This is a genomic window from Streptomyces sp. NPDC001933, from assembly GCF_042890955.1.
Taxonomy (GTDB): domain Bacteria; phylum Actinomycetota; class Actinomycetes; order Streptomycetales; family Streptomycetaceae; genus Streptomyces.
Genome location: NZ_JBIASS010000001.1, coordinates 31,530 through 53,019, shown reverse-complemented (window position 1 = coordinate 53,019; position 21,490 = coordinate 31,530). Strand labels below are relative to the sequence as shown.

Sequence of the window (21,490 nt, the reverse complement as noted above, 5' to 3'; positions counted from 1 at the left end):
ACGGCTCTCCCTGGACTGAGGTCTGAGGCCGGAGATCGGGACGCGGCGGATCATCCGGTTTTCCCATCATCTCGCACATGATCGCGAGGCAACCTCCGGGGCCCGGCCGACGTCCCACTCTGCGCGGAGAAATGTTTACGCGCACGGGGCTCCGGAGCGGACCCCCGGGGAACCCCGACCGACCCACGCCGTACGGTTGAACGCCCGCCGTCGGTCGCATGAACACATGATGGAGAGCTTCCGGATGCAGCATGCCAGCACCGCACCCGTGCCGCGCCCGAGGCTTCGCTGGTGGACCGAGCTGCCACTGCTCGCCCTGGTGTACGGGGCCTACTCGGCGGGACGGCTGGTGGCGCGCGGTGACGTGTCCACCGCCATCGACCACGGCCTGAGCATCCTGCGCCTGGAGCAGACGCTCCACATCAACCTAGAACATCCGCTCAACCGGCTGTTCACCGCGCACCCCTCGATAGGCATACCCGCCGACTTCGCGTACGCGTCCCTGCACTACCTCGTCACCCCCGCCGTCCTGGTCTGGCTCTTCCGCCGCCGCCAGGAGGTGTACCGCCGGGCCCGCACCTGGCTGATGACCTCCACGCTGTTCGGCCTGATCGGCTTCACGCTGCTGCCGACCTGCCCGCCCCGGCTGCTGGAGGCCCGGTACGGCTTCGTCGACACGATGGCGCAGTACAGCTCGTACGGCTGGTGGGGCGCGGAGGCCAGCGCCCCGCGCGGCATGGGCGGGATGACCAACCAGTACGCGGCGATGCCGAGCCTGCACGTCGGCTGGGCACTCTGGTGCGGCATCCTGCTGTGGCGCCACAGCAAGAACCCGTACGTCCGGGCCGCGGGCGTCGCCTACCCACTGATCACCACTTTCATAGTGATGGGCACGGCCAACCACTACCTCCTCGACGCGGTCGCGGGCGCCGCCGTGATGGGCGTCGGAGCCCTGCTGGCGCGGCCCGTGATGCGGCTCGCGGACCGGATCAAGGACCGGGTCCAGGCCCGCTTCCCGCGGGTCGCCCCGGTCGCGGAGTCCCCGATTGTCAGTGCCGGATGCAAGACTTCCGCGGGTGAGCGAATCCCTGGCCAGCGGACCACCTCCGCAGACTCCCCCGATGCCGCGGCATCGGCCGACGCAGACGCCTCGGCCGGTCGCGCACCCCGGACCGATCCCGGCGCCCGCGCAGGAGCGGGAGCGGCCGGCGACGACGCTCCGGCAGCGGCTCGCTGAGCTGCGGGGACCAGCCGTCCCACCGCGTCCGCTGGACGCCCGCGCGCTGGCCGCCCTCGCCGCCAACCCCGGCTGCCGGCGCCGCGCCCTGCTGGACGGCGCCGGGGTGGACAAGGCCGCGCTGGCCTCGGCGCTCGGTTCGCCGGCCCCCTTCGGGCAGTCGCAGTTCGCCTTCGTCCGGGGCAACGCCTTCGAGGCCAGGGTCAAGGCCGACGGCGGTACGGAGCTGATGCGGCTGCTGCACGAACGCCTCGGCGGCCCCGGCGCGGAGCCGGGCGAGGTCTCGGTGCCCGATCTGACGGCGGCGGGCCCCGAGGGCCGCGCCGCGCGTACGGCGCTCGCGCTGCGGGAGGCGACCGAGGCGGGCGGCTGGGCGCTGCTGGACCACCCGATGCTGGCCCTGGAGGTGGCGGGCTCCCCCGCCTATCTGGAGCCGGACGCGGTGGCGGTGCACCCCGACGGCACGTGGACGGTCGTCGAGATCAAGTCCTTCCCCATGATCGACGGCTCGGCCGACGCGGCGAAGGTCGGCGCGGCGGCCCGGCAGTCCGCCGTCTACGTGCTGGCACTGGAGCGGATCGCGGAGCTGACCGAGGGCGCCGAGGTCGACCACCGGGTGCTGCTGGTCTGCCCGAAGGACTTCTCCAACCTGCCCACCGCCTCGGTCGTCGACGTACGCAAGCAGCGCGCGGTCACCCGCCGCCAGCTCACCCGGCTGACCCGGATCGAGGACATCGCGGCGGCCCTGCCCGAGGGCACCACCTTCGACCCCGAGTGCCCCCGGCAGCAGCTCGACGCCGCGGTCGAAGCGGTCGGCGCGGCGTACGCCCCGGAGTGCCTGGCCGCCTGCGAGCTGGCCTTCCACTGCCGGGCGAAGGCGCGCGAGGCCGGTGCGGTGGAGGCGCTGGGGCGGAGTGTGCGCGGTGAGCTCGGCGGGCTGACCACGGTGGGCGAGGTGCTCGCGGCCGCCGCGGGCAAGGAGGGCGACCCGGCGGACCCGACGGTCGCGGCGCTGCGGCGCGCGGCGGCCCTGCGCGCCGAGGCGCTGACGGGCGGTCCGGCATGTCGCTGATCAGCACCCTGGCCCGGCTGGAGGCGGTGGAGAGCGGCCGGGCCCAGCCGATGGCCACGGTCCGGCACCGCCATCTCACCGACCGGCCGCTGGTCCTGGTCCCGCTGACCACGGCCGGCGAGGCGGGCGCCCCGCTGGGCGCGCTCGTCGGGACGGACCGGGAGGCGCCCCGGCTGCTGGCGGTCTCGCAGCCGCGCGACCGGGATCTGCGGTTCGCGTTCCTCGCCGAGCTGGCCGAGGCGGTGCTGCCGCACATCGAGTCGTACGAGGACGTCGTCGAGCCGGCCGAGCGCAACGAGACCGATCCGGAGACCGGGAAGAAGGTCAAGGTCGAGGTCGAGCTGTGCGCGGACGCGCCGCAGCTGGTCGTGCCGAGCCGGGCCGGCATCGAGTTCGTACGGCTGCTGGGCCGCTCGATGCGGTTCCGCCGCACCGCCGAGGACGATCCCGACACCCCGTACCCCGCCCCGGCCCGGGTCCCGCTGCTGGGCCGCTGGCTGACGCACTACGGGGAGCGGGCCAGGGTGCCCGGCTCCTCGCTGCTGCTCGCCGCGACCGATCTCCTCAACCGGCACTGGGCGACCGGGCAGAGCAGCCTGGAGGATCAGCATCTGGGCGCGCTGCTGGCCTGGATCGACGCCCCGGCGGGCGAGTCGGGGGCCGCGGCGGCGCTCCGTGCGGAGCTGGAGCGGGACGGCGGCGGGCAGCTGCTGTGCCCGCCGGCCGGTCCGGCCACGGACCCGGCGTTCGACAACCGGCTGCTGGCGCCCGCCATCGAGAAGTACGACCGGGCGCGCACCTCGCTCGCGGCCGCCGAGGACGGTCTGGCGGCCGATGCCCGGCTCGGCGAGCTGACCGCCGCCGAGCGGGAGATCAGGGCGCTGCTGGCCGGCGTGATGCGGCCGACGTGGGACGCGGTGTGGCGCGGGCTCGACCTGCTGCGGGAACTCCCCGAGGGGGCCAGGTCCGAGGACCGCTGGACCAGGGACCGCTGGTCGTTCACCGGTCACCGGGACCGGGTGCGCTCGGGCGAGCCGCCGCAGCCGCGCCGGGACGACGCGGTGACGGCGGCGCAGAAGCTGGCCTCGCGCGAGACGGCGCAGGCGCAGTTGGAGGCCCAGGAGGCGCTGGACGATCCGCTGGTGCTGGCCGGCCGGCGGCTGGCCGGTGAGGCGTTCGTCTCCGAGGTGGCGGAGGTGGAGATGGCGTACAGCGAGTCGAAGCGCCCCTCCCCGCGCCCACTGGTGACGGTCCGTACGGACGAGTACCCGCATCTCGGCGAGCGCACCAAGGTGTACCGCTCGCTGGACGGCAAGCCGCAGACCGCCGAGTTCGTGGCGTACGCCGAGCCGGCGGACGGGGGCGCGCCCCCGCTGGTGCTGCGGATCCTCGACCGGATGGGCCGCGGCAAGGAGCCCGCCCCGGGTTCGGTGCCGGAGCCGGGTGACCGGATCGCCTGGACGCTCTTCGAGCACGATCAGCGCGGCGGCCCGAAGCTGCCGGACCCGGAGGAGACGCCCTGGACGCACGGCGGCCCGCCGGGTTCCGCTGCCGGACATGCCGAGAGCCCCGATCCCGTGACCGCGGAGGACCTGTTGTGACGGCCGTATTCGACCCGGGCGCCCAGGCCGCGCGGGCGACCGAAGCGATCCTCGCCGACACCCTGGGCGGTACGTCGCGCGGGATCGTGGTGGACTCCCCGCCGGGCGCGGGGAAGTCGACGCTCGTGGTGCGCGCCGCGCTCGAACTCGCGGCGGCCGGGCATCCGTTGATGGTGGTCGCGCAGACCAACGCCCAGGTCGACGACCTGGTGGTGCGGCTGGCCGAGAAGGACCCGGGGCTGCCGGTCGGCCGGCTGCACAGCAACGACACCGACCCGTACGACAAGGTGCTGGACGGCCTGGCCAACGTACGGAAGTCGGCGAAGGCCTCCGATCTCGCCGGGCTCGACGTGGTCATCTCGACGGCCGCGAAGTGGGCGCATGTGAAGAACGTCGAGCCGTGGGGCCACGCGATCGTGGACGAGGCGTACCAGATGCGTTCGGACGCGCTGCTGGCCGTCGCGGGGCTCTTCGAGCGGGCGCTGTTCGTGGGCGACCCGGGCCAGTTGGACCCGTTCTCGATCGTCGGCGCGGACCAGTGGGCGGGGCTCTCGTACGACCCGTCCGCGAGCGCCGTCTCCACGCTGCTCGCGCACAATCCCCAACTGCCCCAGCACCGGCTTCCGGTGTCGTGGCGGCTGCCCGCGTCCGCCGCGCCGCTGGTCTCGGACGCGTTCTACCCGTACACCCCGTTCCGCAGCGGTACGGACCACGGCGACCGGCGGCTGTCGTTCGGCGTGGCCTCCGACGGCTCGGCCCCGGACCGGGTGCTGGACGAGGCGGCGGAGTCCGGCTGGGGCCTGCTGGAGCTCCCGGCCCGGCACACCCCGCGCACCGACCCGGAGGCGGTACGCGCGGTGGCCCTGGTGGTCCGCCGGCTGCTGGACCGGGGCGGCGCGGCGACCAGCGAGCGCTCGCCGGACCCGGTGCCGGTGACGGCGGACCGGATCGCGGTCGGCACCGCCCACCGCGACCAGGCCGCGGCGGTACGGGCGGCGCTCGCGGAGCTGGGCGTGAGCGGCGTCGCGGTGGACACGGCCAACCGGCTCCAGGGCCGCGAGTTCGATGTGACGGTGGTCCTGCACCCGCTCTCCGGCCGCCCGGACGCCACCGCCTTCCACCTGGAGACGGGCCGGCTCTGCGTACTGGCCTCGCGCCACCGGCACGCCTGCATCGTGGTGTGCCGGGCGGGCGTCACCGAGCTGCTGGACGAGCACCCGTCCACGGAGCCGGTCCAGCTGGGTGTCACGGTGAAGTTCCCGGACGGCTGGGAGGCGAACCATTCGGTGCTGGCACACCTGGCCGAGCACCGGGTGGCCTGGCGGCCGTGACCGCCGGACGGAGTCCGGCACGCCGCCGGAGGCGGCCAACAGTCGCAGCCCCGGACGGTTGGGAGGCGAACCATTCGGTGCTGGCACACCTGGCCGAGCACCGGGTGGCCTGGCGGCCGTGACCGCCGCCCCGGCTCGTGCCCCACGGGTTCACGAGCCGGGGCGCGCGGCCGGGTGCCGGGCCCTCTTGCGGGACGTTGGACAATGGAGGGTGGCCATCGGGCCGACCCGAGGAGGAAACACCACATGCCACAACCCGAGCGGAACGAGCGGCAGCGGCTGCGCCCCGCACCCCTGCTCTTCGAGCCGTCGGCGGCCGTCGCCGATCCCGAGCACTTCTTCGATCTGGAGTCGATGGACGATCCGAGGGAGTTGCTGTCCCGTGCCACCGAGCTGACCGTGGCGTTCCGTGCCGCGACCGACCGCGCGGTCGAGTTCCAGGCGATCGCCGCCGCCCAGCTCGCCGATCCGCGCCGGTTCGACCGGCTCACGACCGCGGACATCGCGCGGCGTGCGGAGTGGACCGAGGACTACGCCAAGAAGATGGTCGAGTTCGGCCGGAGCCTGCTGGGCGGTTCCACGCCCTGACGCCCCGGCCCCGGGGGCCAGGTCCTGACTCCGGGTAGAACCGCTGGCATATGCCCGAGCGCAAGATACTCCTCCCCACCCCGGCCTGTCCCAATTTCCGGCAACTCTCGGAATCCGCTCGATCACTCCCGGTAGACATGCCCGTATGACCGCATGGCTGCCCGACAACTCGTCCCTGCACCACGGCGACGCCTCCCACCACCGCGCCGACGCCTTCACCGTTCTGCGGAACCAGGCCGCGAACCAGACGGCACACGTCACGGCGGCCGGTGCCGCCTGGCTGGCCGGGGCCGCCGCGTATCCCCGCTCCACACTGGCCCAGTGGGAGGCCCATCCCTCCTCGCCCGGGGTGCTGCCGTGCGGGTCGGCCTTCGATGTGGTGAACGTGCCCACCCTCTTCGGGCGCCGGATGCTGGAACACCTGTGGTCCGACGGCCCCGGCTCCGGGCCGGTGGCCACGCACCGCGGCCGGATGCTGCTGTTCGCCTCGCCCGGCACCGCCCAGCGGCTCCCCTCACTGCTCGACTGGGAGGAGTGGGGCGGCGGGCCCGAGCCGCGGGCCGCCATGGGCCCGCGGGGACACGACGACGAGGGCGAGGGCGACGGCAAGGTGCCGCCGCTGCTCTGCCACGGCACCGGGGACGCGGTGACCGTCCCACCCCTGACCTGCACCTCCACCACGCCCGGCCCCCGCTGGCTGGTCGCCCCCGACACCCGCAGCCCCTGGCTGCCGGGCCCCGATGTGCTGCTCTGGGCCTGTGTCCGGGTGACCAGGTCGACACCCTCACCGGTGACCCCACCGGCGGCCAGGAATTCGATTTTTCCTCCCGCCGATCCGGATGCTAATGTCTACGACGTCAGCAGGCGCCGCTAGCTCAGTTGGTTAGAGCAGCTGACTCTTAATCAGCGGGTCCGGGGTTCGAGTCCCTGGCGGCGCACAGACGGAAGAAGCCCCTCGCGAAAGCGGGGGGTTTCTTCGTGTTCGGGCTCGTGGGACGCCTCACGTGCCCGTGGTGATCCGGACCGTCCAGGCGCCCGACGGGGTGCGGTCGGCGACCTCGACCTTCGCGTGCGCGTCGGGAATGCTGTAGGTCTCGCCGACCCGCAGCGGGGCGTCCGCGAGCGGCGCGTAGACCGAGCGGTCCCAGCAGGCGTCGGTGCGGGGGTGAGTGTCCATGACCTCGACCGGGCCGCCGCCGGACGGCGTCCCGTTGCGCACCCGGTAGAGCAGGACCCCCTCGGCGCAGGTCGTGCTGTCGTTGCCGGTGGCGCTGCGGGCCTCGATGGCCACTGCGCTGCTCTCGCCGGTCCTGATCACCGCGAGCCGGGTGCCGAGGGAGGCGCCGGGTGCGGGCGCGGCGGCCATCGGCTCCAGGGTGATGTCCCGGCTGCTCTGGACGCAGATCACCTGGCGGCTGTCCAGCCAGCCCAGTTTCCACTTGTGCCAGCCGAAGAAGTCCGGCGCGAGTCCGAACTGGCTGCCCATCACGTCCCAGTCACCGACGTAGGTGTCCCAGTCGCCCTTGCCGTCGGCCGGCCGGTGGTAGAGGTCCGGCAGGTCGAAGACGTGCCCGGTCTCGTGGGCCAGCACATTGTGGTCCGGCGGGTGCTGTTCGAAGACGGTGACGACGCGGCGGATCTCCGTGCCGTCGGCGCGCAGCGGCTGGTCGAAGTTGACGACCTTGGTGGCGTCGGAGTCGACGCCCGGGGCGTCCGGGTCTGCGACCAGATAGATGATGTCGTACCGGGAGAAGTCGACCTTCGGATCGACCACGGCGATGGCGTCGCGCAGGTAGGAGCTGCGTCGCTCGTTGTCCCAGTCCCGCCGTATGCCGTACTGGTCGGACGTCTTGGGCATCCGGGTCCACTGCCGCATCGGGTGCGGGCGCAGGGTGAACTTCCCGTACGAGGCGCGCTGGAAGAACTGGGTGGTGGCGGGGAAGTAGTCGGCGGTGAGCTCGGCGGGGGTGGCGGCGGGGCGGTGGTCCGGGAAGGAGAGGAAGATCATGACCGCGTCGAGGGGGTGGTCGGGCCGGGGGTAGGCGCCGTTCCAGTCGCTGACGCCGAGCGAGTGGTGCGCATCGGTCCGGGGCAGGGCGCAGGGCCCCGCCTCTCCGGTGGCGGCCACGGCGGGCCCGGACACGAGAGAGGTGGCGACGAGCGCCAGGAGGGAGGTCACGGCGGCGGCCACACCGCGCAGGCTCGGTGTCTCCACTCCCCCGGTCCTGCGCTGACGCGGCACATCCACCTCCGGGTGCGAGCTACGGTCACCCACTCACCCTGTGATGGTTCGAGGCTTTCGTCCTGTTGAGCTGGCCCGGTCGAGTCAGCGGCCGACCGGAGCCCTCACCCTCACGGAAAGTCACAATCGATCACCGAGGCATTACAGAGGAACGCAATCGCTCAGAAGTGATCTGTTACGGGCAAATCGGAACCGCGCGTGAATGGCCCATGTGGGGCGCTCTCGGGGCGTGCAAGGGTCGGACGCTGGAACGGCCGACGTACCAGCCTCTATGCTTCACCAGGCTTTCCCGCGTGGTTTCCGCCTCCGACCCAGGCGATCCGCGCGGCGGGCCAGTCCGGCCACACCTGTTCAGGACAGAACTGCACGGCGGGAGCGAACGGTGAGCGGAACCCCCGAAGGGCGCGGGCCCACGGCGGGCACACCCCGGTATTCCGCAGGACCGCAGACCACGGAACGTCACGCTCCGTGGCCTTCCGCCGGGGCCGGCGGATCCGAGCCGCACGGCTACCGCGCCGCGTTCCTGGCCGCCACGCTGCCGATGGCCGTCGTCGATCACGAGGGCCTGGTCGTCACCGCCAACGAGGCCCTCGGCAACCTCCTCGGCCGCTCCGCCGCGACACTGGCCAACCAGTCCGCCGCCGATCTGCTCGACCTCGCGGCGGACGGCCGCACCTGGCACGCGTACCGCGAGGTGCTGCACGGGCGGCGCTCACGCTTCCAATGCACCCGCCGGCTCAAGCACCCCGACGGGCGCGCGCTGTGGGCCGAGGTCACCGTCGTACCGATGCCCGAGCGGGAGGCCGGCGCGGGCGGCGGCGCCGGGCCCGGCCGGGTGCTGCTCTCCGTCTCGGACATCAGCGACCGGCGCGAGCTGCAGAAACGACTGCGCCACCTCCAGATGCACGACCCGGTGACCCGGCTGCCCAACCGGACGCTCTTCTTCGAACGGCTCTCGGCCGTCCTGGAGACCCCGCCGTACGACGACGGCTCCCCCGGCCGCGGCCGGGTCGGGCTCTGCTACCTGGACCTGGACGGCTTCAAGGCCGTCAACGACACGATGGGCCACCGGATCGGCGACCGGCTGCTCGCCGCCGTCGCCGCGCGGCTCACCGACTGCGCCGCCCAGGACGGCCCGCACCGTGACGGCGCCCATCTCGTGGCACGGCTGGGCGGCGACGAGTTCGCGATCCTGGTCGAGGACTCGGCCGGCACGCAGCAGCTCACCGATCTGGCCCGCTCGGTCCTGGCCGCGCTCCAGCAGCCCTTCGACCTGGCCGGGCACCGGATCTCCGTCTCCGCCTCGATCGGGGTCGTGGAGCGGGCCGTGGCCGGCACCTCCGCCACCGGTCTGATGCAGGCCGCCGACACCACGCTGTACTGGGCGAAGGCGGACGGCAAGGCCCGCTGGACGGTCTTCGACCCGGAGCGCAACGCCCACCGGATGACCCGGCAGACGCTCTCGTCGACCCTGCGGCCCGCCGTGGAGCGGGGCGAGTTCACCATCGAGTACCAGCCGCTGGTCGGCATGGCCGACGGAGTCGTGCGCGGGGTGGAGGCCCTGGTCCGCTGGAACCATCCCCAGTTCGGCATGCTGTCGCCGAATCGGTTCGTCGCGATCGCCGAGGAGGACGGCTCGATCGTCCAGCTCGGCCGGTGGGTGCTCCAGTCCGCCTGCCGCCAGGCCCGGCGCTGGCAGCTGGAGCACCCCACCGACCCGCCGCTGTTCATCAGCGTCAACGTCGCCGTACGCCAGGTCTGGGACTCCGACCTGGTCACCGATGTCGCGGAGATCCTCGCCGAGACCGGCCTCGATCCCTCGCTGCTCCAGCTGGAGCTGACCGAGTCCGCGGTGATGGGCTCGGCGGGCCAGCCGATCCAGGCGCTCCGGTCGCTCAGCGAGATGGGTGTGCGGATCGCCATCGACGACTTCGGCACCGGCTACTCCAACCTCGCCTATCTGAGCCGGCTGCCGGTCTCGGTGCTGAAGCTGGACGGCTCCTTCGTGCGCGGCTTCCGCTACGACGACGGCGCCCATCCGTCCCCGGCCGACGAGACGATCGTCGAGGCGATGGTGCAGCTGGCGCACCGGCTGGGCCTGACCGTCACCGCGGAGTGCGTGGAGACGGCCGGCCAGGCGGAACGGCTGCGCAGGATCGGCTGCGACACCGGGCAGGGCTGGCTGTACTCCCGCGCGGTGGCCCCGGAACGGATCGGCGAGCTGATCGGCACCCGGCCGATGCAGGGCTGATCGGGCGGGAACGCGGTCAGGCCGTGGCGGCGGGCAGTCCGTACGCGTCCGCGATCAGCTCGTAGCTGCGCAGCCTCGCCTCGCCGCCGTGGGCGTTGGCGGTGATCATGAGTTCGTCGGCGCCGGTGCGCTTGGCCAGGCCGTCGAGGCCGGTACGGACCTCGTCCGGCGTGCCGTGGACGATGTTGGCGAGCCAGCTGTCGACGAACTCGCGCTCCATCGGGCTGAAGGCGTACGCCTCCGCCTCCTCGGGCGTCGGGACCAGGCCGGGGCGGCCGGTGCGCAGCCGGACCATGGACAGGGCGCCGGAGAGCACCTGGCGGCGGGCCTCGCGTTCGTCGTCGGCGGCCAGTGCCGAGACGCCGATCAGGGCGTACGGGGCGTCGAGCACCGCGGACGGCCGGAACGACTCCCGGTACAGGTCGAGCGCCGGAATCGTGTTCTGGGCCGAGAAGTGGTGGGCGAAGGCGAAGGGCAGGCCGAGCACCCCGGCCAGCCGGGCGCTGAAGCCGGAGGATCCGAGCAGCCAGACCGGCGGGCGGGCCGGCGACTGGACGCCGCCCTCGGCCGTGGCCTGGACGGGGCCGGGGACCGCGTGGATACGGGCGTAGGGGTGGCCGTCGGGGAAGTCGTCGTCCAGGAACCGGGTCAGCTCGGCGAGCTGCTGCGGAAAGTCGTCCGCACCCTCGTTCAGCCGGTCGGTGCGGCGCAGGGCGGCCGCCGTCGCACCGTCGGTGCCGGGGGCGCGGCCGAGGCCGAGGTCGATGCGGCCGGGAGCCATGGCCTCCAGGGTGCCGAACTGTTCCGCGATGACGAGCGGTGCGTGGTTGGGCAGCATCACGCCGCCGGAGCCGAGCCTGATGCGCTCGGTGTGCGCGGCGAGGTGGGCCAGGATCACGGCGGGCGAGGAGGATGCGACGCCGGGCATGGAGTGGTGTTCGGCGACCCAGTAGCGGTGGAACCCGCGGCGCTCGGCGAGCCGAGCGATGTCCACGCTCGTGCGCAGCGCCTGGGTGGCGGTGCGGCCCTGCCCCACGGTCACCAGGTCCAGTACGGAGAGCGGAACGGTTGCCGTTCCCTCCGCCTTGCCACGGATCTCTTCGCCTCGAATCTCGTCCACGCCCTGGCCTCTCCGGTGATGCGCCTACGTCCGGCTCGTACGTCCGGCTCGTACGTCTGGCTCGTACATCCTGCTCGTACGTCCGGAAGCGAATAACGGGAGGTTGTCTCCGGTTATTCCCGTGCATCTCCGGGGGCTGTTCCCGTACGCCTCCGGGGCTATTCCCGTACGTCTCCGGGCCCCGCCCGCCGCCCGCTGTGCGCTCGCTCCCGGCCCTCGCCCCAGGAAGCCACCGGGGCCGGGGGCGCCTCCCGGGCCGCGAAGATCCGGCCAAGCCTCGGGGACCACGCGCGGCGGCCGGCCAGGCGGAGCCCTTCGCGGACCGCGACCTGGTTCCCGGTGAGGACCGGCTTGCCGAGGAGCTCCTCCAGCTCCGCCTCGTGCCCGGCGGTGTGCAGCGCGGTGTCGGGCAGCAGTACCGCGTCGGCCTCCGGCCGGTCGGCGGCGACGGCGAGCTCCTTCACCCGGTCCAGGTCCCAGGCGGCGGCCTCGGCGGCCGATCCGAGCGGGACGGCACGGGTGAAAGCCGCGTCGATGCCCGCGGCGTGCAGGAAATCGGCGAACAGGGCGGTGATGCCCTCGGGGTAGGTGGAGGCGACGGCGACCCGGCCGGCGCCCAGCTCCCGTACCGCGTGGGCGAAGCCGAACGAGGTGCTGGAGGCGGGCACGCCGGACGCCCGCGCCAGGGCGGCCGTCTGTTCATGGGCGCCCTCCCAGCCGTACAGGAAGCTGCCGGCGCCGCTCGCCCAGACGACGGCCTCGACCCCGGCGCGTCGCAGCTCCTCCACCCCGGCGGCCAGGTGCTCGGGCGAGCCGGTCCGGACCAGCGCGTCGATCCGGTAGGCGTCGTCGTCGACATCGGTGCGGTTCACCACCAGCCGGACGGCGTCGAGCAGGATCTCCATCCGCGGGAAGTCGTCCTCCGCGAAGTGGCCCGGGTAGAGAAATCCGACGGTCGTCATGTCCGCCCTTCCTGTTCCTGTCCGGTCGGCCTTCCTGCTCCCGCCCGACCTCCTGTTCCTGTCCGCCTCACTGCTCGCGACCTTTCACCCCACTTCATCCAAGTATTCCCCCATAAGTCGTGACCTCCGCTCCGACCTGTTGACGGGGGCGGAGGTGGGTGCAAGCGTGGTCGCACCCGCCTCCCGGTCGGGAGCGCCCCTCCCCAGACGCAGCGGAGCGACCGTCTCTCATGTCCGAGCCCACCCTGCTCGTCCTGGACACCGACCCGTCGCCGCGCCTCGGGCGGCTGACCGGCCGGGCCCGGATCCGGTACACGGACGAGGCCGGTCTCGCCGCCCGGCTCCCCGAAGCCGATGTGCTGCTGGTGTGGGACTTCACCTCCGACGCGGTACGGGCCGCCTGGCCGGGCGAGGGACCGCGTCCGGCCTGGGTGCACACCGCGAGCGCGGGCGTGGACCGGCTGCTCTGCCCGGAGCTGGCGGCCTCCGACACGGTGGTGACCAACGCCCGGGGCATCTTCGAGCGGCCCGTCGCCGAGTACGTGACCGGCCTGGTGCTGGCGTTCGCCAAGGACCTCCCCGGCACGCTGGAGCTCCAGCGGCGGCAGCAGTGGCGCCACCGCGAGAGCACCCGGCTCGCGGGCAGCCGCGCGGTGGTCGTCGGCGCGGGCCCGATCGGGCGGGAGATCACCAGACTGCTGATCGCGCTGGGGGTCCAGGTGGCGCTCGTGGGGCGCACGCCGCGGCGCACCATCCACGGCACCGAGGACCTGGACCGGCTGGCCGCCCTGGCCGACTGGGTGATCTGCGCGGCTCCGCTGACCGAGTCGACCCGCGCCATGTTCGACGCCCGGTTCTTCGGACTGATGCAGCCGTCGGCCCGCTTCATCAACGTGGGGCGCGGACCGCTGGTCGTCGAGGACGATCTGGCCGAAGCGCTGCGCAGGCGCTGGATCGCGGGCGCGGCGCTCGACGTGTTCGAGCGGGAGCCCCTGGAGCCGGGGAGCCCGCTGTGGGACGTACCGGATCTGATCGTGTCGCCGCACATGAGCGGCGACACGGCGGGCTGGCGGGACCGGCTGGGCGAGCAGTTCGTGGCGATGTACGAACTCTGGACGGCCGGGCAGCCCCTGCCGAACGTGGTGGACAAGCAGCGCGGTTACGTCCCCGTGCGGGAGCCGGGCGAGTGAGCCGGGCGAGTGAACCGGGACGGTGAGCCGCCACGGCCCGCCGGCCGGTCCGGCACCGGCCACCCGGAACACGGGAAGGTCACACTCCGGCCACTTTTCGGTTGCATGCCCTCGCTTCCTGCATAGACGTCCGGGATCGGGCAGGCGCCACCCCTGTCCGGACTGTTCGATCCCTCCAGGAGATTGCGAACCATGGCTGACTTCCCGAACCTGTCCCGCCGGGGCTTTCTGAACCGATCGGCGGCCGTGGGCGGCCTGCTCGTCGTCCCCGGTCTGCTCTCCGCGTGCAGCAAGACCGACGCCGGTTCCGCGGACGGTGCGGGAGCACTCGAAAAGCTCCGCAAGCAGGGCTTCGTCCGGGTCGCGTACGCCAACGAGGCCCCGTACGGCTATCTGGAGGGCAAGGAGCTCAAGGGCGAGGCGCCCACCCTGCACCGGGAGATCTTCAAGGCGCTCGGCGTCGACGAGCTCAAGCCCACACTCTCCGAGTGGGACGGGCTGGTCCCCGGGCTCCAGGCGGGCAAGTACGACGTGGTCAGCGCCGGAATGGCGATCACGCCCGAGCGCTGCGCCAACGCCCTCTTCTCCGAGCCCGAGTTCATCTCCCCGACCGCGCTGATGGTGAAGAAGGGCAACCCGAAGAAGGTCACCGACCTGGTGTCCGCGAAGGCCGCCGGGATCACCGTCGGCGTGATGTCGGGCGCTGTGGAGGGCAAGTACGCCGAGGGCGCCGGCATCGGCGGGGACAGGATCAAGGCGCTGCAGAAGCCGCAGGACGGCGCCGACGCGGTCAAGGGCGGCCGGATCGACGCGTTCCTGCTCACCGGCATCTCGCTGCGCTGGCTGGCGAAGACCAACCCGGAGACCGAGGTCACCGAGCCCTTCGTGCCGGAGCTCGACGGCACCAAGCAGTACAGCCCCGGCGGCGCCGTCTTCCGCAAGGGCAACGAGGACCTGCGGGACGCCTTCAACCGCGAACTGAAGAAGATCGTCTCGGACCGGTCGCGCTATGTGTCACTGCTCCAGGAGTACGGCTTCTCCGACACCGAACTCCCGCCGGCCACGCTGAAGACGGCCGACCTGTGCAAGGGCTGACCGTGCAAGGACCGACCGCGCAGGGGCCGACAGGGACGGACCGCAGCGCATGAGTGATTTCTTCTCCGCCTTCTTCGACGAACTCCCGCAGGTGCGCTCGGGGTTGTGGGTGACCCTCGAAGCCACCGTCCTGGGCTCGCTGGCCGCGCTCCTGCTGTCGTTCGTCCTCGGTCTGATGTCGATCAGCCGGCTGCTGGTGCTGCGCGGCACCTCGCGCGTGGTCGTGGAGTTCTTCCGCGGCACCTCGCTCTACATCCAGCTGTTCTGGCTCTACTACGCGATGCCGACGCTGACGGGGTACCAGCTGGACCCGCTGCTCTGTGGCGTCGTCGCCTTCGGCCTCAACTACGGCGCGTACGGCGCCGAGGTGGTGCGCGGGGCGATCGGCTCCGTGCCGCGCGGCCAGTACGAGGCCGCCGTCGCGCTGAACATGTCGCCGCTGCACCGGATGCGGAAGGTGATCCTTCCGCAGGCCTGGGTGCAGATGATCCCGCCCTTCACCAATCTGCTGATCCAGCTGCTGAAGTGCACCCCGCTGCTGTGGCTGATCTCCGCGGCCGACCTGATGACCGTGGTCCAGCAGCTGCGCGACCGTACCGGTGAGACTCTCACCGCGTACGTGACCCTGCTGGCCGTCTACTTCGTGCTGGCGTACGCGCTGACCCTGCTGATGAACCTGCTGGAGCGGGGCGCCAAGCGGCGGCTCGGGCTGCCCGCCGGCGCGGGTTCGCTGCTGCGCAGCCGCAGCGCCGCCGAGGCCGTCGCCGCCGTCCCGGGAGGTGCCCGGTGAACAACGGCTTCGACTGGAACGCGGCCGGTGACGCCCTGCCCCTGCTGCTCGAAGGCTTCCGGGTCACGCTGCTCGCGACGGTGCTCGGCACGCTCGTCGCCGCGGTCCTGGGGCTGGCCGTCGCGGTCGCCGGCCGGGCCCCGAGCAGGCTGGTGACGGTGCCGGTGCGGGCCGTGACGGAGTTCGTCCGGTCCACCCCGCTGCTCGTCCAGCTGGTCGGCGCGGCGGCCCTGTTCACCTCGGTGGAGCCGCTGACGGTCGGCATCGTGGTGCTGGGCATCCACTACGCCGCGTACACCTCCGAGGTGTACCGCGCCGGGATCGACGGGGTGCCCAAGGGCCAGTGGGAGGCCTGCCGGGCGCTCTCGCTCGGCCCCCGGCGGACCTGGCAGGCCGTGATCCTGCCGCAGGCGGTGCGCAATGTGCTGCCCGCGCTCGGCAACTACGCGATCTCGATGTTCAAGGAGACCCCGTTCCTCGCCGTGATCACGGTGCAGGAAATGGTCTTCGAGGCCCGTAAGTACGGCGCCGACCACTTCGCCTACACCGAGGTGTTCACGCTCGCCGGCCTCGTCTTCCTGGTCGCGAGCTACCCCACCTCGCTGCTGATGAGAAAGCTGGAGAAGCGCCTTGGCCACTGAACACCTCCCCCTGCGCAAGACGACGGGTGCGGCCCCCACGACCCCTGCGGCCCCTGCGGACGCCGCACCGGCCGCCGCGCCGGCCGCCGCGCCGGAGACCGGCCATCCGCTGGTCCGCTTCGACGACGTCGTGAAGCGGTACGGCGACCATGTGGTCCTGGACCGGCTGAACTTCTCGGTGCGGCGCGGTGAGCACGTCACCCTGATCGGGCCCAGCGGCTCGGGCAAGACCACCATCCTGCGGCTGCTGATGACGCTGGAGAAGGTCAGCGACGGCGTCATCTGGGTGGACGGCAGCCCGCTGTCCCACATCAGGACGCCCGGCGGAGCGCTGAAGCCGGCGCCGGAGAAGCATCTGCGCGAGGCGCGGAAGAAGATCGGCATGGTCTTCCAGCAGTTCAACCTCTTCCCCAACATGAAGGTGCTGCAGAACATCACCGAGGCGCCGGTCAACGTGCTGGGCAAGGACCGCGAGGAGGCGGAGACCCGGGCCCGGGAGCTGCTCGACCTGGTCGGGCTCTCCGCGAAGATCGACGCCCACCCCTCCCAGCTCTCCGGGGGGCAGCAGCAGCGGGTCGCCATCGCCCGCGCCCTGGCCATGGAGCCGGAGATCCTGCTGCTGGACGAGGTGACGTCGGCGCTCGACCCGGAGCTGGTGGCCGGGGTGCTGGAGCTGCTGGGCGACATCGCCAGGAACACCGACATCACCATGCTCTGCGTGACCCATGAGATGAATTTCGCCCGGGACGTCTCGAAGAAGGTACTGATGTTCGACTCCGGGCGGGTGATCGAATCCGGTCCGCCGGAAAAAATCTTCACCGACCCGGAGCACGAACGTACGCGCGAGTTCCTCGACGCGGTGCTGTGACCTCACCCTTTGTCGAAGGCCAATGACTTTGGCATATGTCAGACGGATGCGCCCCAGCTCACCAGGGTGGGGCGCTCCGCCGAGTCGCCAACAGCCGCCCCGGAACGGGGCCTTGGCGGCTATCGTGAGGTCAGAGCTTGCGGTAACAACCTGGTAGGGGGAAACCGTGGCGTTGAAGCCCGAACCGACCGCACCGTTCCATTCGGTGCAGTACGCCCTTCGTGTTCTCGAAACGGTCTCCAAACACGGCAACGGTGTGACGGACACCCAGATCTCCCGCGAGACGGGACTGCCCACCGGCCACCTCACGCCCCTGCTGCTGACGCTGCGCCGCGAGGGCTACGTGGAGCAGGTCACCGACGGCGCGTACGTCATCGGCGCCTCGCTCCTGCTCCTCGGTTCCGGCCCGGCCCGCAGACAGGCCCTGGAGTCCAGGCTCCAGCGGATGCTGGCGCAGCTGCGCGACTCGGTCGGCGCGGCGGTCTACATCAGCCGGTACGTCGACGGCGAGATCCGGGTCACGCAGTACGCCGACGGCCCGCTCACCCCCGCTGTCAACGAGTGGGTGGACTTCCGGTCGGCGGCGCACGCCTCGGCGGCCGGCAAATGCCTGCTGGCCCAGCTCGACCAGGACGGCCGCCGGGACCACATCGCGCGCCACAGGACACCCCGGCTCACCTCGCGGACGATCACCAACGAGAAGGTGCTCTTCTCCAAGCTGGACAGCCAGCCGGCGACGGTCCCGGTGCTCGACCTCCAGGAGTACGCGGTCGGCACGGTGTGCGCGGCGGTGCCGCTGACGGCCGGGTCGTCGGCGGGCTGTCTGGCGCTGTCGCTGCCGATCGAGGACGCGCACCGCCTGCGCTCGGCGGCGGACACGCTGAACCGGCGGGCGGCTCCGGTGCTCCTGTCGATGGCGCTCTAGGCCCACCCGGCGGGGGCTCCCGGCGGGGGTGTCATCAGCACCCCTCCGGACCAGGTATTATTTTCGAGTCAGCAAGCGCCGCTAGCTCAGTTGGTTAGAGCAGCTGACTCTTAATCAGCGGGTCCGGGGTTCGAGTCCCTGGCGGCGCACAGACAACGCACTGGGCGGTTCACGTACACACGTGGACCGCCCAGTGCGTTTTTTGCTGCCCATCGAGATGTACGAACGTTTTACACACTCGTGCTAGACAAGCGTTTTAAACGCTCGTACATTTCCTGGCATGACGAACGCTACGAGCACCACCGCCGAGCGCGGCCACCTCGCCGGCCGCCGGGAATGGACCGCCTTCGTGGTCCTCCTGCTGCCCCTCCTCCTCGTCTCGATGGACATCTCCGTCCTCTTCTTCGCGATCCCGTCCATCGACCGGGACCTCGCCCCCAGCGCCACCCAGCAGCTCTGGATCTTCGATGTGTACGCCTTCGCCCTGGCCGGCCTGCTCATCACGATGGGCTCGCTCGGCGACCGGATCGGCCGTCGCAAGCTGCTGCTCCTGGGCGCGCTCGCGTTCAGTGCCGCGTCCGTCGCCGCCGCGTACGCCGACAGCCCCGAGATGCTGATCGCGGCCCGCGCCCTGCTCGGGGTCGGCGGGGCGACGCTGATGCCGTCGACCATGGGGCTGGTACGGAACATGTTCCGCGACGAGCGGCAGCGCGGCCGGGCCGTGGGGATCTGGTCGGGCGCCATGGCGGGCGGGATCGCGCTCGGCTCGGTGCTCAGCGGGGTCATGCTGGAGCACTTCTGGTGGGGCTCGGTCTTCCTGATCAATGTGCCGGCCATGGTGCTGCTGCTGGTTCTGGTGCCGGTGCTGGTCCCGGAGTTCAAGGACCCGGACCCCGGACGGTTCGACTTCCTGAGCGTGCCACTGTCGATGGGGTCCGTGCTGCCGGTGGTCTACGGCGTCAAGGAGAGCGCCGCCCATGGGCTCGATGTGCGAAACGCGCTGATCATCGCCGCGGGGCTGGTCGTCGGTCTGTTCTTCGTCCGCCGCCAGCGCGGCCGCTCCGACGCGATGATCAGCCGGGAACTCTTCCGCCACCGCGGCTTCGCCGCCGGGATCGGGCTGAACGCGCTGGCCGCGTTCGCCATGATGGGCTCCTCGTTCTTCACCACGCAGTACCTCCAGTCGGTGCTCGGCATGAGCACGATGGAGGCCGCGCTGTGGAGCCTGGCACCGTCCCTGGCGGTGGGCGCCGCGGCCCCGACGGCCACGGCGATCGCCCAGCGCACCGACCGCGCCCGGGTGATCTGCGCCGGTTTCGTCATCGCCGCCGCCGGCTTCGCCGTCCTCGCCCTGACCGGTACGGACTCCCTGTGGCTGCTGCTCGGCGGCTGCGCCGTGATGAGCAGCGGCATCGTCACCGTGATGGCGCTCGTGTCGGACCTGGCGCTGTCCACGGCCCCGCCGGCGAAGGCCAGTTCGGCGGCCTCGCTGCTGGAGACCGGCCAGGAGTTCGGCGGTGCGATGGGCATGGCCCTGCTGGGCGCGGTGGCCACCGCGATCTACACCGCGGACATGCCGGACTCCGCCCCGGAGACCGCCCGCAAGACCCTCGCCGGTGCGGTGGCCACGGGTGACGGTTCGCTGATCTCGGTCGGCCGGGAGGCCTTCGTGCACAGCATGCAGTACGCCTCGGTCGCGGGAGCGGCGCTGCTGCTGGCGGGGGCGGTGCTGGCCGCGGTACTGCTGCGCAGGACGGGGGACGCGGGGGTCGCGGAGGCGGCCGCGCAGAAGGAGCCGGCCCTGGCGAACTAGTGCGGGCCCACCCTCCTCGCCGCTGTGTCCTCGATCGCCGGACGGGCCTGCGCCCCGGGCCCGTCCGGTGCATTCGGTCCGTCCGGCGGCCGGGAACAGAAATCGGCACGCCCGTGTGCCTCGTACTCACGCAGCAGAGCGCTCAACTGCCCGTCGCCGAACGGCTCGTACCCGGCGCCGGCCCCGTTCCACCACACGGGTCCCACGGACCAGAACCCCTCCTGGCGCAGCCGCACGCGGTGCACCTTGTTCGTCGCCGTCACCGGCATCGCCGGGACGATCCGTACGAAGCGGGGGGCCATCTTCGTACCCAGGTCCGGCTGCGCGGCGAGGAACGCGGCGAAGGCGGACGGGTCGAAGGCGGCCCCCTCCCGCAGGGCGAGCGCCGCCATCACCTGGTCCCCGGCCACCGGGTCCGGCACCGCGTAGACCGCAACGGCGGCCGCGTCCTCCCAGCGGGCCAGGATGTTCTCGATCATCGCGGCGGCCAGGTTCTCGCTGTCCACCCGCAGCCGGTCGTCGGTGCGGCCCGCGAAGTAGAGGAAGCCTTCGGCGTCCCGGAAGAAGAGGTCCCCGGTCCAGTACCAGCCGCCGCGCACCCGCTGGGCCTCCGCCTCCTCGTTGCGCCAGTAACCCTCGAAGGGCGTGTGCCCCCGGTTGACCAGTTCACCGATCGCCTCGGCCCCGTTGGTCAGCCGGCCCGCCCCGTCGAAGACGGCGGCGGGCCGCTCCTCGCCGGTCTCCGGGTCCACGACCGCGAGATCGTCGCGGGCCGACGCCTTCCCGATCGCCCGCTCCGGGGTGTCGGGGGTCCGCTGGACCGCCGCGCCGCCCTCGGAGGAGCCGTAGCCCTCGACCAGCCGCACCCCGAACCGCTCCCGGAACCGGGCCGCGTCCACCGCACCGGCCTCGGTGCCGAAGCCGAGCCGCAGCGGGTGCTCGCGGTCGTCCGGGCGCTCGGGGGTGGCCAGCAGGTACTGCACGGCGCGGCCGACATAGGTGAAGTACGTCGCCCCGTGCGCCCGTACGTCGTCGAGGAATCCGGAGGCCGAGAAGCGGCGGCGCAGCGCGACGGCGGCCCCGGCTGCCAGGGCGGGCGCCCAGTCGGCGATCACCGCGTTGCCGTGGAACATCGGCATGCAGATGTAGTGGACGTCCTCGCGCCGGACGCCGAAGTGGTCGACGAGCGACTGCCCGGCCGCCGCCAGCCGTCCCTGGGTGCAGATCGCCGCCTTGGGCGCGCCGGTCGATCCGGAGGTGAAGTAGAGCAGCATCCGGGTCGTGGGCCCGACGCCCGTGCGGGCCGTGTCGCCCGGTCCGGCTCCGGCGTACGGGGCCAGGAGTTCGGCGTACGCGTCGGTGTCGGTCACCAGCATCCGGACGCCCGGCAGGTCCAGGCCGTCGAGCAGCGGCAGGTGGGCGCGTTCGGTGACCAGGACCCGGCAGTCGGTGTGCAGGATGTCGCGGGCCAGTTCGGCGCCGCGCCGGGTCGGGTTGATCCCGGCCACGGCGGCCCCGGCCAGGGCCGCCGCGCTCAACCAGAGTGGGAATTCAGGGGTGTTGTCCAGCAGCACCCCGATGTGCGGTTCGCCGCCCGCCGACAGCAGATCCGCCAGGAGCGCGGCCCGTGCGGCAGCGCCGGAGGCGACCTGGTGATGGCTGAGAACGGTGTCCTGGTATCTCAGTCCGGGCCGGCGGTCGCCCCATTGGCGCTGTACGAGCTCCGCAACGGTGCCTGCGCTCCTCATGGCGCCGCACGATAAT

Annotated in this window: 18 protein-coding genes and 2 tRNA genes; 16 read left to right on the top strand and 4 right to left on the bottom strand. The window is 72.3% G+C overall.

The genetic code is table 11. The annotated features are described in order from the left end of the window. Positions 1 to 244 precede the first annotated feature (244 nt). The 7 genes from ACFYY7_RS00250 to ACFYY7_RS00220 all read left to right on the top strand — a co-directional run bounded on the left by ACFYY7_RS00250 (position 245) and on the right by ACFYY7_RS00220 (position 6,767). Positions 245 to 1,237, top strand: a complete 993-nt coding sequence (locus ACFYY7_RS00250) for a phosphatase PAP2 family protein (protein ID WP_388655317.1) — start codon at positions 245 to 247, stop codon at positions 1,235 to 1,237. After that, positions 1,122 to 2,309 (top strand): hypothetical protein, encoded by a 1,188-nt coding sequence (locus ACFYY7_RS00245; RefSeq protein WP_388655316.1) that lies wholly within the window; start codon positions 1,122 to 1,124, stop codon positions 2,307 to 2,309. Before ACFYY7_RS00250 ends, ACFYY7_RS00245 begins: the two co-directional genes overlap by 116 nt. Next, complete coding sequence (locus ACFYY7_RS00240) at positions 2,300 to 3,910, top strand: hypothetical protein (protein ID WP_388655314.1); 1,611 nt, start codon at positions 2,300 to 2,302, stop codon at positions 3,908 to 3,910. Before ACFYY7_RS00245 ends, ACFYY7_RS00240 begins: the two co-directional genes overlap by 10 nt. Then, a complete protein-coding gene (locus ACFYY7_RS00235; RefSeq protein WP_388655312.1) occupies positions 3,907 to 5,241 on the top strand; it encodes an AAA domain-containing protein in 1,335 nt (444 codons plus the stop codon). Before ACFYY7_RS00240 ends, ACFYY7_RS00235 begins: the two co-directional genes overlap by 4 nt. 246 nt (positions 5,242 to 5,487) lie before the next feature. Beyond that, the gene (locus ACFYY7_RS00230) at positions 5,488 to 5,829 is read left to right on the top strand and encodes a hypothetical protein (protein ID WP_266732767.1); all 342 of its coding nucleotides are present in this window, start codon (positions 5,488 to 5,490) and stop codon (positions 5,827 to 5,829) included. Positions 5,830 to 5,974: 145 nt separating this feature from the next. Then, on the top strand, positions 5,975 to 6,703 hold the full coding sequence (locus ACFYY7_RS00225) for a hypothetical protein (RefSeq protein WP_388655310.1): 729 nt from the start codon (positions 5,975 to 5,977) through the stop codon (positions 6,701 to 6,703). Further along, a tRNA-Lys gene (locus ACFYY7_RS00220) sits at positions 6,694 to 6,767 on the top strand. The genes ACFYY7_RS00225 and ACFYY7_RS00220 overlap by 10 nt, the downstream gene beginning before the upstream one ends. 62 nt (positions 6,768 to 6,829) lie before the next feature. On the opposite strand, the gene ACFYY7_RS00215 is transcribed toward ACFYY7_RS00220, so the two are convergent. Further along, the gene (locus ACFYY7_RS00215) at positions 6,830 to 8,044 is read right to left on the bottom strand and encodes a M6 family metalloprotease domain-containing protein (RefSeq protein WP_388655308.1); all 1,215 of its coding nucleotides are present in this window, start codon (positions 8,042 to 8,044) and stop codon (positions 6,830 to 6,832) included. 409 nt (positions 8,045 to 8,453) lie between these two features. On the opposite strand from ACFYY7_RS00215, the gene ACFYY7_RS00210 reads away from it, so the two are divergent. Then, the gene (locus ACFYY7_RS00210) at positions 8,454 to 10,322 is read left to right on the top strand and encodes a putative bifunctional diguanylate cyclase/phosphodiesterase (RefSeq protein ID WP_388655306.1); all 1,869 of its coding nucleotides are present in this window, start codon (positions 8,454 to 8,456) and stop codon (positions 10,320 to 10,322) included. Between the two features lie 16 nt (positions 10,323 to 10,338). Here the strand turns inward: ACFYY7_RS00210 and ACFYY7_RS00205 are convergent, their stop codons facing one another. Beyond that, entirely contained in the window at positions 10,339 to 11,442 is a 1,104-nt protein-coding gene (locus tag ACFYY7_RS00205; protein WP_388655304.1) for an LLM class flavin-dependent oxidoreductase, read from the bottom strand. Positions 11,443 to 11,600: 158 nt separating this feature from the next. Then, a complete protein-coding gene (locus ACFYY7_RS00200; protein ID WP_388655303.1) occupies positions 11,601 to 12,404 on the bottom strand; it encodes a decarboxylase in 804 nt (267 codons plus the stop codon). Positions 12,405 to 12,634: 230 nt separating this feature from the next. On the opposite strand from ACFYY7_RS00200, the gene ACFYY7_RS00195 reads away from it, so the two are divergent. The 8 genes from ACFYY7_RS00195 (at position 12,635) to ACFYY7_RS00160 (ending at position 19,726) form a co-directional block, all read left to right on the top strand. After that, a complete protein-coding gene (locus ACFYY7_RS00195; protein ID WP_388655301.1) occupies positions 12,635 to 13,594 on the top strand; it encodes a D-2-hydroxyacid dehydrogenase in 960 nt (319 codons plus the stop codon). A gap of 192 nt (positions 13,595 to 13,786) precedes the next feature. After that, on the top strand, positions 13,787 to 14,689 hold the full coding sequence (gene ehuB / locus ACFYY7_RS00190; RefSeq protein WP_388655299.1) for an ectoine/hydroxyectoine ABC transporter substrate-binding protein EhuB: 903 nt from the start codon (positions 13,787 to 13,789) through the stop codon (positions 14,687 to 14,689). A gap of 49 nt (positions 14,690 to 14,738) precedes the next feature. After that, positions 14,739 to 15,479 carry an ectoine/hydroxyectoine ABC transporter permease subunit EhuC gene (gene ehuC, locus ACFYY7_RS00185; protein WP_388655297.1) on the top strand — a complete coding sequence of 247 codons (741 nt, stop codon included), beginning with the start codon at positions 14,739 to 14,741 and terminating at the stop codon, positions 15,477 to 15,479. After that, positions 15,476 to 16,120: an ectoine/hydroxyectoine ABC transporter permease subunit EhuD gene (gene ehuD / locus ACFYY7_RS00180; RefSeq protein WP_388655295.1), complete on the top strand. Its 645-nt coding sequence runs from the start codon at positions 15,476 to 15,478 to the stop codon at positions 16,118 to 16,120. Before ehuC ends, ehuD begins: the two co-directional genes overlap by 4 nt. Beyond that, the gene (gene ehuA, locus ACFYY7_RS00175) at positions 16,110 to 16,988 is read left to right on the top strand and encodes an ectoine/hydroxyectoine ABC transporter ATP-binding protein EhuA (RefSeq protein WP_388655293.1); all 879 of its coding nucleotides are present in this window, start codon (positions 16,110 to 16,112) and stop codon (positions 16,986 to 16,988) included. Before ehuD ends, ehuA begins: the two co-directional genes overlap by 11 nt. A 166-nt stretch (positions 16,989 to 17,154) precedes the next feature. Further along, positions 17,155 to 17,913: an IclR family transcriptional regulator gene (locus tag ACFYY7_RS00170; protein WP_388655291.1), complete on the top strand. Its 759-nt coding sequence runs from the start codon at positions 17,155 to 17,157 to the stop codon at positions 17,911 to 17,913. A gap of 75 nt (positions 17,914 to 17,988) precedes the next feature. Further along, a tRNA-Lys gene (locus ACFYY7_RS00165) sits at positions 17,989 to 18,062 on the top strand. Positions 18,063 to 18,193: 131 nt separating this feature from the next. Beyond that, complete coding sequence (locus ACFYY7_RS00160; RefSeq protein ID WP_388655289.1) at positions 18,194 to 19,726, top strand: MFS transporter; 1,533 nt, start codon at positions 18,194 to 18,196, stop codon at positions 19,724 to 19,726. On the opposite strand, the gene ACFYY7_RS00155 is transcribed toward ACFYY7_RS00160, so the two are convergent. After that, positions 19,723 to 21,474, bottom strand: a complete 1,752-nt coding sequence (locus tag ACFYY7_RS00155; protein ID WP_388655287.1) for an AMP-binding protein — start codon at positions 21,472 to 21,474, stop codon at positions 19,723 to 19,725. The two genes, ACFYY7_RS00160 and ACFYY7_RS00155, sit on opposite strands and share 4 nt — an antisense overlap. Positions 21,475 to 21,490 lie beyond the last annotated feature (16 nt).